This is a genomic window from Anaeromicropila herbilytica (assembly GCF_016591975.1).
Classification (GTDB): domain Bacteria; phylum Bacillota; class Clostridia; order Lachnospirales; family Lachnospiraceae; genus Anaeromicropila; species Anaeromicropila herbilytica.
In genome coordinates, this window is sequence record NZ_AP024169.1 from 118,885 (window position 1) to 133,968 (window position 15,084).

Below are 15,084 nucleotides of genomic sequence, written 5' to 3' on the forward strand. Positions count from 1 at the left end.
TTAGGTGAGGGAGGATTACGATATGAATGAAGTTACAGTGTTAATTGATATATTAGAACGAGAAAAGAATAATGATATAAAAGGAGTTACATTTATTAATGAAAGCGCAACTGAGAAAAATATACTCTATAAGGAAATATACGAGAAGTCCTTATTCTTACTAGGAAAGATTCAAGCGTGTGGAGTGAAGAAGGGGGATGAGCTTCTATTACAGATAGAGGACAATGAAACCTTTATCTATACGATATGGGCATGTATTATGGGGGGAATAATAGTAGTTCCTGTACCAATTGCTAATAAGGAAGAACATAAACTTAGATTATATAATATATTTCATATTCTAGAAGACCCATATATTATAACTACAAAAAGTCATTTTGAGGACTTACAGAAATATTGGGATGGACGGAAAGAATACAGTAATACATACAAGAATATGCAAGAACGTACGATAATCTTAGATGAAGAATTCTCTAGCAAAGCTCAAATGGGTAGCATTGAAAAAGGGAAAGCTACTGATATTGTTAGCGTAATGTTCTCATCGGGATCAACCGGGGAACCAAAAGGAGTAATATTAACAAATGAAAATATTATGACTCAGATAAAAGCTACCACAAAGTTTTTTAAGGTTACATCAGAAGATAGATTTTTAAGTTGGATGCCACTTACGCATACGATTGGACTTAGTATGTTTCATTTATTGCCACTTGCATCTTCTGTTGATCAATACATAATGGAGAAGAATCTATTTATAGGAGATCCTGCTATGTGGTTTGAGAAGGCAAGTGTGCATAAAGCAACGATTTTATGTTCCCCTAACTTTGGATATAAGCATTTTCTGGAGGAATATTCAGATTCCAAACAGTATTCTTGGGATCTATCTAGCATAAAAGTATTAATGAATGCAGCAGAGCCAATCTCTAAAGTTCTACTAGAAGAATTCTATAAGAAGATGAAGAAATATGGGCTAGATAGGAATGCAATTAGTCCGTCATATGGTATGACAGAAACCTGTATGAATATGACCTCTAAGAGAGTCGGAAGCGAATATAGGTGGTATTCGCTAGACCGTATAACGGTCTCTATAGGTGATAGAATCGTAGAAGTAGAGGAGGAAGATCCAAACAGTATTCTATTTGTTAGCGTTGGAAATATAGTGGAGTGTTGCGAGATAAGAATCTGTGGCGATGATGGTGAGAGATATGAGGATGAGGTAATTGGTAATGTTGAAGTGAGAGGAAATTGTGTTACTTTAGGATATTACAATAACCCTGAGAGTAGTTCTAAGGCATTTACCAAGGACGGGTGGCTTATAACTGGTGATCTAGGCTTTATAAAAGAAGGCCAGCTTGTGGTAACAGGAAGAACAAAAGACATTATTATATCGAATGGCCAGAACTACTATGCGTATGACATAGAAAGAGTAGCTGAAGAGATTGCGGGAGTTCAAGTTGCAGCAGCTTGTAGTGTATTTGAGGAAGAAAATAACAAAGAGGTAGTAGTTCTATTTCCAGAGTACTCAGGAAATCTAGAAGAGTTTGTGACTATATCAAATGAAATCAAAAGACATGTTAGTTCAAGGACAGGATTAGAGTTAAAATATGTATTACCGTTAGAGAAGATTCCAAAGACCGCAAGTGGCAAGGTGCAGAGGTTTAAACTAAAAAATATGTTCTTAGATAGAGAATTTGATGAGATTCAACTTCAGTTAGAAAAAATAAAATCTATGCAAATTAGAAGTGAAATATCAGGAGCAGAAAACGAGTTACAAGAAAAAATATTGGATATTTTTTTACAAGTACTCGGAGTAGAACAATTGGGGATTGATGATAACTTCTTTGATTATGGTGGCAATTCCTTAAACGTCTTATATGTCTTGTCGAAATTAAATGCTGCAGGAATTCAGATACATACAAAATATTTTCTAGAACACCCAACAATTAGAGAAATCTATAATGAGGCGATAATTGATAATGAAAATGGAATGGATGAGGGAATTGTAACAGGAGAAGTGCCATTATTACCAAATCACGCATTACTAGATATAAGAAATTTATATGGTGATGTAGACCATTGGAATATAGGTATTATGGTAGAAGCCTATCCAGTTCCAAAGAAAGAACAGATAGAACATGTAATTAGATACTTATTAAGTTATCATGATGGTCTTAGACTGCGAATCTATAAAGAGGGAATTGAGTGGAAGCAGCAGATTGAGGGTATTCCAGAGGAGTTACCAATTACGTATTATGACTATTCAGATGTAAAAGAGTCCGAACAAATGAATATGATTGAAGCTACGGCAGAAGAATTACAACATGCCACCAGTTTAGCTAAGCTTCCAGTAAGATTTGCTGTATTCTATATGGGTGAGAAGAAGCCAACACGTATCCTAACCTTAATACATCATGGAATCGCGGATGGTTATGGAATGTCCATCTTTGGACAAGATCTTTGTACGGCCTTTTCACAAGAGATGAGAGGAGAAGAGATCTGCTTACCGTATAAAACAACCTCTGTAAAGAGATGGTCAGAATATCTGAAAGAGTATTCACAGTCAGAAGAGATGAAGAAAGAGTTAGATTATTGGATGGAAGCTGCTAAGAATGAGGTTCCATGCATTCCTGTTGATTGTAAAGAAGAATTAAACCATAATTTGTTCTGTTTTGAAAGAGTATTAGGTAAGTACCTATTATCAAAAGATGAAGCCAATATACTGTTTGATAAGATTAAAGGAAAAGATATTGAAGTTAATGACGTCATCTTAACTGCAATACTAAGAGGCCTTCAAAAATGGACGGGAAATCAAGAATTATTGATAGATTATGTGTTTAATGGAAGATATCCATTTGATGATACAATTGATTTATCTAGAACCGTGGGTTGGCTGAATTACTTTGTTCCTCTATATATGGAGATTGGAGATAAGAAGGATGTTATAGAGACATTCGAATATGTTAAGGACAGATTACATCATATACCAAAGCGGGGACTAGGCTATGGTGGATTAAGATACTTATGTGAAGATCAAGATATATTAAATCAAATGAGTAAGATTCCTTATCCTGAGGTTACATACAATTACTTCAATGCAGAGACAATTGATGATAGTTTTACAGATAAAACATGGGGGTATATAAAACCTGCCAGAGAGTCAGCAGGAGAGAATGAAGGAGAGAATATTAATCGTGGACGCCTCATTGACTTTGTAATTGCAAACCGTGAGGACGGTCTTTTTTGCAAAGTACAATATAGCTATAATATTCATAAATATGAGACAATGGATCAATTGTTTGGTTATGTGAAAGAAGAAATGCATGCATTGTATCAGGATCTTGTACAAATTATTTAATAGTATAAAACATGGAATACACTTTATTCCAAGTAATAGTATAAATCATAGAACATTTTAACCTAATTAATTCATATCATAGATTCAGAGAAATATGAAGAATTATCACATGTAAAAATCCGTAAAATTCTAATCAGAAGGAGTAAAATAGTTGGTGATTGCTAATGTAGTGCTCCTTCTGATTACTATAGGATTCTGCTTTATTTAGTAACTTTTCAACAAATATAATTATCACAATGCTTAGTGGAGGGGGTACTCATTTAAATTCTTCTTGCTGAAAGAAATTAAAACATAGAATAATATTTTCGTCTTACATTTTTAGTAAAGCCATAATCAATAATCACTGGTTTTCCATCAATCATTCCCCAGTTTACACATCTATAAAGATCAGGAACAAGTAAATCATTATAAACATAAAAATCTCTTAGTTCATTTATTTGAAATAATTGCCTGTTATTATACACATGATAGTATTGCCTTACATAGGATAGATCCTTAAGTCGTTGTGCTTTCTCCATAACAAGAAATATGCTATCGTCGGACATTGCTTTTACTCTTGCAAAGACATCCGAAGGGTCATTTGAAGATATCTCATATTCGGTTTTATTTTGCGCAATTCCTTTTCTATTCTTAGCAACTTTTACAACATAACCATTTCCTAAATCATATACACGTCTTCCTGATCCAGAACCAAGCAGCTTATACTTCCCTTTTCTAATGTTAGAATTAATTTGATTATAATAAGTATCTATATCATTCACCTACTTTGTTTGGCGAGATACAAAATCCAATAAAATATTACATCTTTCACTATTATTTTATTACGAAGTAGGTCGATTGGTGATAGATTTGGTGATAAATAGTGAATAAATCTATTGTCTATTTATGTTGGTAGGTAGAAGTTCACATGTTTATATAAAACATTAAATGGTTTATTAATGTAACCTGAATACAACAAAATAAATTGATATTGTATTAATAAATGAGTAAAATAAGGTAATAGATGTTAAAAATTAGAATTATCTATTTTGAAATTAACATAAAAATGAATAGCCTCGTGACAAGTGTGATATCTAGAAAGGTCTAAATCATGAAAAAAATATTAATAGTGGAGGATGATTACTCCTTAAATAATGGAATAGCTTTAGCTCTAAAGCAAGAGGAATATGCATTCTTTCAGAGTTATAATCTAGAAGAAGGATTATTACAATTAGAAGAGCAGACGTTTGACCTAATTATATTAGATGTAAATTTACCAGATGGAAATGGGTATAGCCTTTTACAAAAAGTTCGAAAAAATAGCAACGTGCCTGTGCTTATATTGACAGCCAATGATATGGAAATGGATGAAGTTCTAGGGTTTGAATATGGTGCAAATGATTATGTCACGAAACCATTTAGTCTCATGGTATTACGTGCTAGAATACATAATCTATTACATAATATAGTAAAAAATCAGGATATATTCCATAGAAATAATTTATTGTTTGATTTCCCTAATATGATATTTAAAAAAGATAATACAGAAATTATATTAAGTAAAACAGAACAAAAGTTACTATTTTTATTAGTATCTAACACAGGACGAACATTAACAAGAGAAGTACTAATGGACAAGATATGGTCTGATGGAGCTAACTTTGTCGATGAAAATGCATTATCGGTGACAGTAAAGCGACTAAGAGATAAAATCGAGGACAACGCCTCAAAGCCAATCTATATTCAAACAGTATATGGTATTGGCTATACATGGAGGGATTAGTTATGTTTGGAGCAAAAAGAACATTTCAGAGATTAAATTCCATGATTGATAATGCAATGAATGGCTCTTTTATAGAATCTGACTATGATGAAACCGAGTTATCTAAACTAGAGGTTAAGTGGAAAAGATATATTTCTTCTTCTATTTTATCAAAGAAGAAAATTGAAAAAGAGAGAGAGAATATAAAGAGCTTTGTATCAGATATATCTCATCAGACTAAGACACCTTTATCAAATATCATTTTGTATTCACAGATGCTTGAGGAAAGTACCATGACAAAAGAAGACAAAGAACTTGTACGTGAAATAAGTAAACAATCGGATAAGCTAAATTTTTTAATTCAAAATTTAGTGAAAATATCTCGCCTCGAATCAGAGACCATGAAGATTATTCCCATAAGGCAAGAAATAAAGCCCTTGATATCCTCTATTGTGTCAGCAGTTGATACAAAATTAAAGGCAAAGAATATAACTCTTGAATTACCAGAAGAAAGAGAGACTGGGGTATTTGCCTGTTATGATAAAAAATGGACAGAAGAAGCAATATTTAACATTCTAGATAATGCAATCAAGTATTCAAGAGTTAATACAACCATTAAAATAATGATTTCAGATTATGACTTATTTACAGGAATCTTAATCAGAGATCAAGGTTGTGGAATTGCAAAAGATGAAATCAATGAGATATTTAAAAGGTTCTACCGAAGTAACCGTGCCCAAGAAAAAGAAGGAATTGGGTTAGGGTTATATCTTGCAAGAAATATTATATCTAAGCAACATGGATACATTGATGTGAAATCAGAGGTAATGGTAGGCTCAACTTTCGAAATATACCTTCCAAAATAAAAAAATTACATAAGGCAAATGATCAAATCTTTCAAAACTGTTATATTCTAGAAAGGCCATGGAAAGATTGCTGTGTTATTGTTGTATTACAAAATGATATCAACTAAATATAACATAAGCATGAAAAATGAAATAGAAAGGGTCAGTACATAGTAGTTAACTCTATTAGTTAGAACGAACCACTTTTATATGATGTACTTAATGTGGTTAGTCAAGGGAGTTTAGCAGATGTGCTATGTTAACGGGGATAAAGATGAGTATATTAAAAGCAATGAACTTAAAAAAGTATTATGGCTCTGGAGTAAAGCAAGTGAAGGCATTGGATGAAATTGATTTAGCTATCGAAGAAGGTGAATTTGTTGCGGTTGTTGGAACATCTGGTAGTGGAAAATCTACCTTGCTTCATATGTTAGGTGGGCTTGATTATCCAACAGAAGGTAAGGTCTACGTAGATGATCAGGATATTTTCAATTTAAAAGATGAAGCGTTAACAATTTTTCGTAGAAGAAAAATTGGTTTTATCTTTCAAAGTTTTAATTTGATCCCTGTCCTTAATGTATACGAGAATATCGTATTACCAATTCAATTAGATGGTAATACGATTGATCAGGAATATGTAGATGAGGTTATTGAGATATTAGGGTTGTCAGAGAAGAAAGAGAGTCTTCCTAGCGAATTATCTGGAGGGCAGCAACAAAGAGTTGCAATTGCAAGAGCATTAGCTTCAAAGCCAGCTATCATCTTAGCAGATGAGCCAACTGGTAATCTTGATAGTAGGACCAGCCATGATGTTATCAGCTTGTTAAAAATAACGAGTGAGAAATTCGGTCAGACAATTGTAATGATAACACATAATGAAAGTATAGCATCTTTAGCTGATCGTGTAATTCAGATTGAGGATGGAAGAATTGTCAATTATGTAAGGAAAACAAACAATCTTTTAAGCAATATTATAAGAGCAGAAGATAGGAAAGCTGGTGAGAAGGTTGATTAAAGTTTCCAATCAAAAAACCATTCACATGCTTTCTAGACGATTTTTACGAAAAGATGATAGAAGAAATTTAATTGCAATATTAGCAATAGCATTAACAGCGCTTCTATTTACAAGTTTAGTTACTATTAGTGCAACAATTCAAAAATCAATGAAACAATCAGAGATTAGAATCAATGGTACTTCTCATGCATACGCGAAGAATCTATCAGAGAATGAATATAAAGTATTAGAAAAAGATAAAGAAATAAAAAGTATTTCCTATAATGTTTTTCTTTCAATTGCGTGGAATAAAGAACTGACAAATATTCAATCCGAGATTCGTTATGCAGAAGATGAAAACGCTAAGAGTTTTGGGTGTTACCCTAAAGTAGGTCGTATGCCAAATAGTGAAAATGAACTAGCGACGAGTACAATTGTCTTGGATGCTTTAGGAATAAAACATAGATTGGGTGAACACATCACATTGGAACTTTCTATAAATGGGGTTACGCAAAGGAAAAGTTATATTCTGTCAGGATATTGGAAAGGCGATAAAGTAGCAACTGCCCAAGAAATATGGGTATCTAAGCAGTATTGCAATAGGGTAGCACCTGTGATAACTGGGGAGACAATTGAAGAGGGGAATGATCCACCGGTTTACTGTTGTTCTATAAACTTTAAAAATCAATATAATATTGATCAAAAGGTAGATGCACTTATAAAACGCTGTGGATTTAATCCTAAAAAAATTAATATTTCAACCAATTCTGTTTATGCGGATGCAAAAATAGATAAAAATATTGCGTTTATGTTTATACTTGTAATTACCATTATTTTAGTTTCTGGTTATTTGATTATCTACAATATTTTTTATATATCTGTAAATAAAGACATTAAATTTTATGGGTTATTAAAAACAATTGGGACTACAAGTAGACAACTAAAGAGGATGGTAAGAAAACAAGCCTTTGTGTTAGCTAGCATAGGAATTCCACTAGGACTATTGTTAGGTTATCTTACTGGATGGATTCTGACACCGTTTGTGATGAAGTATATGGGGAACGTACGAACAATTGCTATGTCCTTTCATCCATTTATTTTTATTTTCTCAGCAGTTTTTACTTTACTTACGGTTTACTTAAGCTGTTTTCAACCATGTTTTCTTGTAGCGAGATTATCGCCACAGGAAGCAGTTAAGTATGTGGATAGTAGTGAATCGTTTAAAAGGAAAAAGAAAAAATCATATAAAGTTACTCCATTTCATATGGCATTTGAAAATGTGAAAAGAGCGAGGAAGAAAGCTATAATCGTTATAGCATCACTTTCATTATCGTTAATTATCCTAAATGGGATATACAAAATAATTACAGGATTTAATGTAGACTTGTATCTGAGTCCAATGATATCAAGTGATTTTGAAGTTCGGGATAAAAGTATGGGATTCTTTGGAAAATATGCGAATATTGAAGGGGTCACTAATGCGTTTTTAAATCAAATAAAGGACAAAAAAGAAGTGAATAAGGTTGGAAAGATATATGCTAAGAAATCCATACAAGAATTAGAGGGAAATGAATATTACCGCATTAAGAAGCATATAGACGACGATTGGAATATTTACACAAAGCCACAGAAGAAAGAATTATCCAACAACTTAAGCAATAAAAATTCCAAAAGTCTGATTTATGGGATAAATGCATATGCATTTCATAAATTAGAGGTCCAAAAAGGAAATATAGATTGGAAGAAGTTTCAAAGTGGTGATTATGTTATTGTTGAAGAAGTAAAAATTGGTTGTGATCATATCCCTTGCTATAAAAAGGGTGATCGTATAACTCTAAATTTTGGTGGAGGAAAATCCAAAACATATAAGGTTATGGCTATTGGTGAGCTTCCCTATACTATTTCTTACCCCTATGTTCTTTCTATATTGACACAGTCTTTCTACTTGCCAGAGCAGGAATATCAAAAGCAATATGGAGATAAACAGCCAATGACAGTCATTCTAGATGTAAAGGATTCTTCGCTAAGGAAGATGACAAGTTGGATGAAGACGTATTGCAAGAAGGTAGAGCCAAACCTTATATTTACATCAAAACAAATGTACCTTACGGAATTTAATCAATCGCTTAAGACTGTTGTTATGGTTGGTGGAACATTAATTATAATATTAGGCATTATAGGTATTCTTAATTTTATAAATACGATAGCAACCTCTATCTTAGCAAGGAAGCAGGAATTTGCAATGTTAGAGGCGGTTGGAATGACAAAGAAACAATTAAAGAGAATGCTTAACTTTGAAGGAATTTTATATGGTACCATCAGCACATTTTTTGCCATAACAGTTGGTGTGCCTATTACTAATCTGATTGTAAAGGCAGTGGTAGAAGATAGTTGGTATTATGAATGGAGATTTACAGTTATGCCAATTATTATATGCTTTCCATTCCTTTTACTAGTTACCTATATTATTCCAAACATTTGTTATAAAAAACTAGCTAAGGATAGTATTGTGGAGCGATTTAAGCTAGAAGATTAATTTTTATAAAACATGGAAAAAAAGATAAAAGATACAAGACTATGTTAAGCTTATTAGGTAAAAAAATATAAAAAATACTGTCTCACCCTTGTGGTGGACAGTATTTTTTTGCTCTGCATTCAATTAGAGTTACTCAACCTTCAACTGTTTCTTTTTCTCAAGATAAGCAATCCATTTCATGAATTCTACCTTAATAAATCCTCCAACAGGAACTGCAAGTAACATACCAAATAATCCACCAACTGCGCTACCTACAATCAGAAAGATAATAACTAATAGAGGATGAATCTTAATACTACTACTTAATAATTTTGGACCTACAATATTGGCATCAATATTTTGAACAATAAATAATGCAATAATAGAAACAAGTAGTACTTGGTATTCACCATTCATAAGACATACAATAATGGTAAGACCGTAGGCCACGAATCCACCAAGATAAGGAATCAGATTGGCAAGACCAGTAAGGATACCGATTAATATTGCGAACTTGGTACCAGTTAGCATTAAAGTAAAACTAACAGCGACCATCATAAAACCAACATCGGAAAGTTGACCTTTTAGGTAACCTGAGAATACTGTATCTAGGTCATTTAATAACTCATGGATCTTAGTATTTACACGTTTATTAAGGAGCGCATTGCTTACACGATTTATAAAACCAAGTATTAATTCTTTATCCAGCATAAAATAGATTCCTATAATGATACCAAATACTAAGGTAGTTAAGTAATCTGATATATTGCTAAAAGATAAAGCAACACCATTTAATACATTAATGATAGTGCTAAAGAATGTATTAGAAGCTAATTTAACATAAGAGGATATTTGCGTTGATTCAATATTTAGTGAAGATAGTTTGTTCATAATATCAGAATATAGATTCTTTGAGCTATCAACTATTTTGTTAAGTGCAATAATAAAGTCATCAAAGTTTGCAACTTGAAGTTGCTTTGTAATACTTGATACAACAAGTGATACAAGAATAGTAAGGAATATTATTATGAATAAAAAGGTACATACTACACTAAGTGTTCGAACTTTTTTCTTGATAAATTTCACTTTATGAAATTGTCTTTCAAAAAATGCCACCACAGGATCAAGTAAATAGGCAATTACAAAACCAATAACGACTGGTTTTAATACTACCAAGATCCAATGTATCGTACCTGATATGTAATCAACAATATCATTCAGATTATTTAGGATTCTGAAAGAACCAAATATGAAGAAAGCAGTAATGATTACGTAAATAGAAATTTTAGCGTATTTTTTATCAATTAACTGTGAGATTTTCAAATCATATATCCTCCGTTTTTTAGTATTTTTTATAACGATTCAGTAGTGTTATGAATGCAGTTTATAAGAAAGCCATAACCGAATCGTTATATATTTTCTATAGTATATCCTATGATTTAAATGCAATCAATAAGGAAAGTTATAATATGATAAATTGTTGTAGTGGCAAAGCATAGAAGTATGCCAATTCCAGTAGGGATAAGAACAGAGAAAATTGTCCACTTGATACTCTTCGTCTCTTTTTTTATAGTTAATAAGGTAGTTGCACATGGCCAATGAAATAAACTAAATAACATCATATTTAATGCAGTAAGAGGAGTCCAACTGTGTGCAAGTAATACTTCTCTGAGAGAATCAATACTATCGAAGGTAAGAATAGAACCAGTAGAGAGATAAGCCATTAGTAAGATAGGAAGCACAATCTCATTAGCAGGTAAACCAAGAATGAAAGCCATAAGAATATATCCATCTAATCCAATCAGGCCAGCAAATGGGTCGAAAAATGCAGCAAGGTGAGCAAGAATGCTAAGATCACCTATATAGAGATTCGCAAGAATCCAAGTAAAGGCCCCAGCAGGAGCAGCAATAAGAGCTGCACGAATTAGGACAAAGATTGTACGGTCAATCATGGAGGTATATAAAAGTCTTCCTATCTTTGGAATCCTGTAGGGTGGAAGTTCCAAAGTAAAAGTTGAAGGTACACCTTTTAGAATGGTCTTAGATAATAGGTAAGATACCATTAAGGTGATTGCAATACCTATGATAACTAAGCCAGTCACAGCTAGGGTTGGAAGAATTCCATATTTATTGCCACCAAAGGAAGCAAGGAATACAGTAGATATTGCAATTAAAGTCGGAAATCTTCCGTTACACGGAACAAAGTTATTGGTCATAATAGCAATTAAACGCTCTCTTGGGGATTCTATAATTCTACAAGATACGATTCCAGCAGCATTGCATCCGAATCCCATACACATTGTAAGGCATTGCTTTCCATGTGCACATGCTTTCTTAAACATATGATCCATATTAAAGGCAACCCTAGGCAAAAAACCCAGATCTTCTAATATTGTAAAGATGGGAAAGAAAATAGCCATAGGAGGAAGCATGACAGAAACCACCCATGCTAATGTCTTATATAGTCCTAGTACCAGAACACCATGAAGCCATTCAGGTGCATGTAGATTATGAAAAAGAATTGTTAATTTACCTTCAATTCCAAATAGAATATTTGATAAAAATGCAGATGGAATATTAGCACCAACGATGGTAATCCAGAAGATGAGAGCCAATGTAAGTAACATTATTGGAATGCCAAAGATTCTGGAGGTAATAATATTATCAATTCTACGATCACGTGATATTTTATCCGTTGATTGATGAATATAGCTTGCTTTTAGATTCTCAGCTTTATGGTAGATTTCCTCTGCAATGCGCTCACGTATTTTTTTCTTATCTTCAAGAGAGATGGATAAGTCGTTAGCTTTTATCAATAGCTCTTTTTCGTCTGAGGTTGCATTATAAAGGAGATTATCAATTAATTTGGAATCACCGTCAAGTGCTCTCAACGAAAGCCATCGAAGGTTCTTATTACTGCTACCTGGGGTCATGGATTCTGTGAATAGCCGTTGAAGTAAATCGACTTTCTCTTCAATTGCATTACTATATCTTAATTCTTTGACTTGTGGAATTTTACTTCCGGTAATAACTTGATATACAGCCTCTCTTAGCTCGTTAATTCCCATACCGCTTCTTGCAGCACATAATACAACAGGAACACCAAGCTCCGATGCAATTCCTTTCGCATCTATTTGAATCTTTTTCTTCTTAGCTTCGTCAATTAAGTTAATGCATAGTACAATATTATTGGTAAGCTCCATAATCTGGTATACGAGATTGAGATTGCGTTCCATACAGGTTGCATCCGTAACTACAATTACAGCGTCTGCATTACCAAATAGGAGAAAATCTCTTGCAACTTCTTCTTCCACGGAGGAAGGAAACAGTGAATATGTACCTGGTAAATCAACTAAAATGTGTTCTATCCCATGGTAAGAATATTCGCCTCTAGCATTAACTACGGTTTTGCCAGGCCAGTTCCCAGTGTGCTGGTGAAGGCCTGTTAAGGCATTAAAGACTGTGCTCTTTCCAGTGTTTGGATTGCCTGCGAGTGCAATGACGGATTGATTCTTGGTTTTTTCTACATTAAAAGTATCAATAAAGGCATTACTTTTCATAGACTCATGTGTTAATCCCATTTATACACCTCCTTAATTAATAAACTATTTTATTCTATTCTAACTACATTCATCCGTTACCTTTTGTGCATACATAAGAAAAAAGTAGAACCATCAAAATATAAGAATGAATTCTTAACCGAATTCATTCTTATATTTTGAGTATTTCGCACCCTTTCACGAGAGCCATATTGATGAATTACTTTATTTCTATTCTTCAACAAATATTAAGGATGCTTCTTCTTTTCTTAATGCAATCATTGCTCCTCTAATATTATAAACAGTTGGGTCTCCAGAAGGTCCTTTTCGTACAACTTCAACTTTAGCACCTTTTGTTAATCCAAGAGCTAGCATTCTTTCTCTTAACATTTCGGTAGATAATAATTCATGTATTGTAACGTAGTTACCTACTGATACATCATTTAACTTTAACATGGTAACCTCCAATCTCGGGATGTAGATTTCTTAAAATACAAGGCTTTAGTCCTTATAATTATAAAGAATGTTTTATAAAATTGCTTCGTTACTTCTAATGTTCACATATATTTTGTGAGACTATTTAAACTAGACTAATTATATAATATGAAGGAAGCGTAACTTACGTTCCAAATATGAATAACAGGCTTGTTAAATGATATAGAAAGAGGTTATAATATAACATAATAACAAAGATGGAGGCTCTTATGGAACAGATACCAAAGCGTTTTATAGATAAGCTGATCTTCGACTTAAAGTACATAGAATCATCACGAATACCATCGTTAGAAAAGATTATTTTATTCGGTAGTGTTGCTACTGGAAAGATTAAAATAAATAGTGATATTGATCTATTGATTGTTACAAAGGAAATGATTCAAGACAGAATCATAAAAGCTAGAATTCGAGAAGAATTAAGCGAACCAATCAATGCTGTAACTACGGATGTAGTATTCTATATCAAGGAATCTTATGAGACATCCATGGATTTATTTACAAGACAGCTCAGAGAACATGGAATTATATTATGGGAGGAGGGCAATTATAGTGAAATTGGAAAACAATTATTATGCGATAGCATATAATGATCTAAAATATGCAGAAGCTGGTATGACAACAGGATATTATAATAATGTTGCATCAGGCTGCCAGCAGGTTGTAGAGAAATTTCTTAAATTCATTCTAGAAAATTACTGTATTAAAAATGGTGACATTGAGATTATGCGATCTCATAAGCTAAAAACGTTAGCAAAAGGTGTAATGAATGAGATAGATGGTGTGAATATTAACTTGGATGATATGTCTTATTTGACGGATTATTACTATGATGCAAGGTATCCCGGGGTTGATTATACAATCGTTACAGAAGAAGAAGCGACACGTTGTATCGAGATTGCTCGAACGATATTAGAAATAACAAATTCCATTATAAAAAGGTTGGAAAAAGAGAAGCAATAGCAAAACATACTAAAACTTTGTAAAAAAGTAACAATAAAAACGAAAATCATGTTGTATAAATATACATTTTGCATGAATATTTTGATATTTTTTATTATATTAGAAAATAATTCATAAAAACATATAGTTTTAATAGGGAATTGTGTGCATATTTATATATACAACTTTGCTATCTACGATAAGTTGTCTGATAATTTATTTGACAAAGCTTGGAATCTCATGATATAGTAGAATGAGTGCAATAGAATGAGGTGAAGATTATGATGAAGCAAACAGATGTAAACAGGGTTCGTAAGGCCGTAGTTAGTCATGTAGGTAGTAAAGTCAAAATTAGAGCTAATAAAGGAAGGCACAAAATTGATATTACGGAGGGTGTTATTTCGGAAACTTATCCAAGCATATTTCTCGTAAAAGTAGAAGATGAGATTGAGAATACATTTCAGATGGTATCCTATAGTTATACCGATGTATTAACAAGAGATGTCCAGTTAACACTTTGTAGTGAATAATTAGTAAATAATTTATTAGATAATAACAATGATATAAAGCTGATATAATACAAATAAAAACTCTTCTTATTATATAAAAGTTATATAATAAGAAGAGTTTTTTATCGTGGAAAAGAATTATTTATAACTATTAT

At 32.5% G+C, this 15,084-nt stretch carries 12 protein-coding genes; 8 read left to right on the forward strand and 4 right to left on the reverse strand.

What is annotated here, in order from left to right; translation table 11 throughout:
* Window positions 1-22: 22 nt before the first annotated feature.
* Entirely contained in the window at window positions 23-3,352 is a 3,330-nt protein-coding gene (locus bsdtb5_RS00510; RefSeq protein WP_271714105.1) for an AMP-binding protein, read from the forward strand.
* A 284-nt stretch (window positions 3,353-3,636) separates the two neighbouring features.
* Here bsdtb5_RS00510 and bsdtb5_RS00515 read toward each other — a convergent pair whose 3' ends face one another.
* Entirely contained in the window at window positions 3,637-4,113 is a 477-nt protein-coding gene (locus tag bsdtb5_RS00515) for a hypothetical protein (protein ID WP_330611865.1), read from the reverse strand.
* Between the two features lie 329 nt (window positions 4,114-4,442).
* On the opposite strand from bsdtb5_RS00515, the gene bsdtb5_RS00520 reads away from it, so the two are divergent.
* The 4 genes from bsdtb5_RS00520 (at window position 4,443) to bsdtb5_RS00535 (ending at window position 9,468) form a co-directional block, all read left to right on the forward strand.
* Entirely contained in the window at window positions 4,443-5,114 is a 672-nt protein-coding gene (locus tag bsdtb5_RS00520) for a response regulator transcription factor (protein WP_271714106.1), read from the forward strand.
* A gap of 2 nt (window positions 5,115-5,116) precedes the next feature.
* Window positions 5,117-5,959: a sensor histidine kinase gene (locus bsdtb5_RS00525; protein ID WP_271714107.1), complete on the forward strand. Its 843-nt coding sequence runs from the start codon at window positions 5,117-5,119 to the stop codon at window positions 5,957-5,959.
* 253 nt (window positions 5,960-6,212) lie between these two features.
* Window positions 6,213-6,953: an ABC transporter ATP-binding protein gene (locus bsdtb5_RS00530; RefSeq protein WP_271714108.1), complete on the forward strand. Its 741-nt coding sequence runs from the start codon at window positions 6,213-6,215 to the stop codon at window positions 6,951-6,953.
* The gene (locus bsdtb5_RS00535; RefSeq protein ID WP_271714109.1) at window positions 6,937-9,468 is read left to right on the forward strand and encodes an ABC transporter permease; all 2,532 of its coding nucleotides are present in this window, start codon (window positions 6,937-6,939) and stop codon (window positions 9,466-9,468) included. The genes bsdtb5_RS00530 and bsdtb5_RS00535 overlap by 17 nt, the downstream gene beginning before the upstream one ends.
* Window positions 9,469-9,597: 129 nt before the next feature.
* Here the strand turns inward: bsdtb5_RS00535 and bsdtb5_RS00540 are convergent, their stop codons facing one another.
* The 3 genes from bsdtb5_RS00540 to bsdtb5_RS00550 all read right to left on the reverse strand — a co-directional run bounded on the left by bsdtb5_RS00540 (window position 9,598) and on the right by bsdtb5_RS00550 (window position 13,442).
* Complete coding sequence (locus bsdtb5_RS00540) at window positions 9,598-10,770, reverse strand: AI-2E family transporter (protein WP_271714110.1); 1,173 nt, start codon at window positions 10,768-10,770, stop codon at window positions 9,598-9,600.
* Between the two features lie 116 nt (window positions 10,771-10,886).
* The gene (feoB, locus tag bsdtb5_RS00545) at window positions 10,887-13,028 is read right to left on the reverse strand and encodes a ferrous iron transport protein B (RefSeq protein ID WP_271714111.1); all 2,142 of its coding nucleotides are present in this window, start codon (window positions 13,026-13,028) and stop codon (window positions 10,887-10,889) included.
* A 189-nt stretch (window positions 13,029-13,217) separates the two neighbouring features.
* Entirely contained in the window at window positions 13,218-13,442 is a 225-nt protein-coding gene (locus bsdtb5_RS00550; RefSeq protein ID WP_271714112.1) for a FeoA family protein, read from the reverse strand.
* 248 nt (window positions 13,443-13,690) lie between these two features.
* Here bsdtb5_RS00550 and bsdtb5_RS00555 point away from each other — a divergent pair, with 248 nt between their 5' ends.
* The 3 genes from bsdtb5_RS00555 to bsdtb5_RS00565 all read left to right on the forward strand — a co-directional run bounded on the left by bsdtb5_RS00555 (window position 13,691) and on the right by bsdtb5_RS00565 (window position 14,950).
* On the forward strand, window positions 13,691-14,068 hold the full coding sequence (locus bsdtb5_RS00555; RefSeq protein WP_271714113.1) for a nucleotidyltransferase domain-containing protein: 378 nt from the start codon (window positions 13,691-13,693) through the stop codon (window positions 14,066-14,068).
* Window positions 14,031-14,441, forward strand: coding sequence for a HEPN domain-containing protein (locus tag bsdtb5_RS00560; protein ID WP_271714114.1), 411 nt, complete (start codon window positions 14,031-14,033; stop codon window positions 14,439-14,441). The genes bsdtb5_RS00555 and bsdtb5_RS00560 overlap by 38 nt, the downstream gene beginning before the upstream one ends.
* A gap of 260 nt (window positions 14,442-14,701) precedes the next feature.
* Entirely contained in the window at window positions 14,702-14,950 is a 249-nt protein-coding gene (locus bsdtb5_RS00565) for a Veg family protein (protein ID WP_271714115.1), read from the forward strand.
* The last annotated feature ends 134 nt before the right edge of the window (window positions 14,951-15,084 follow it).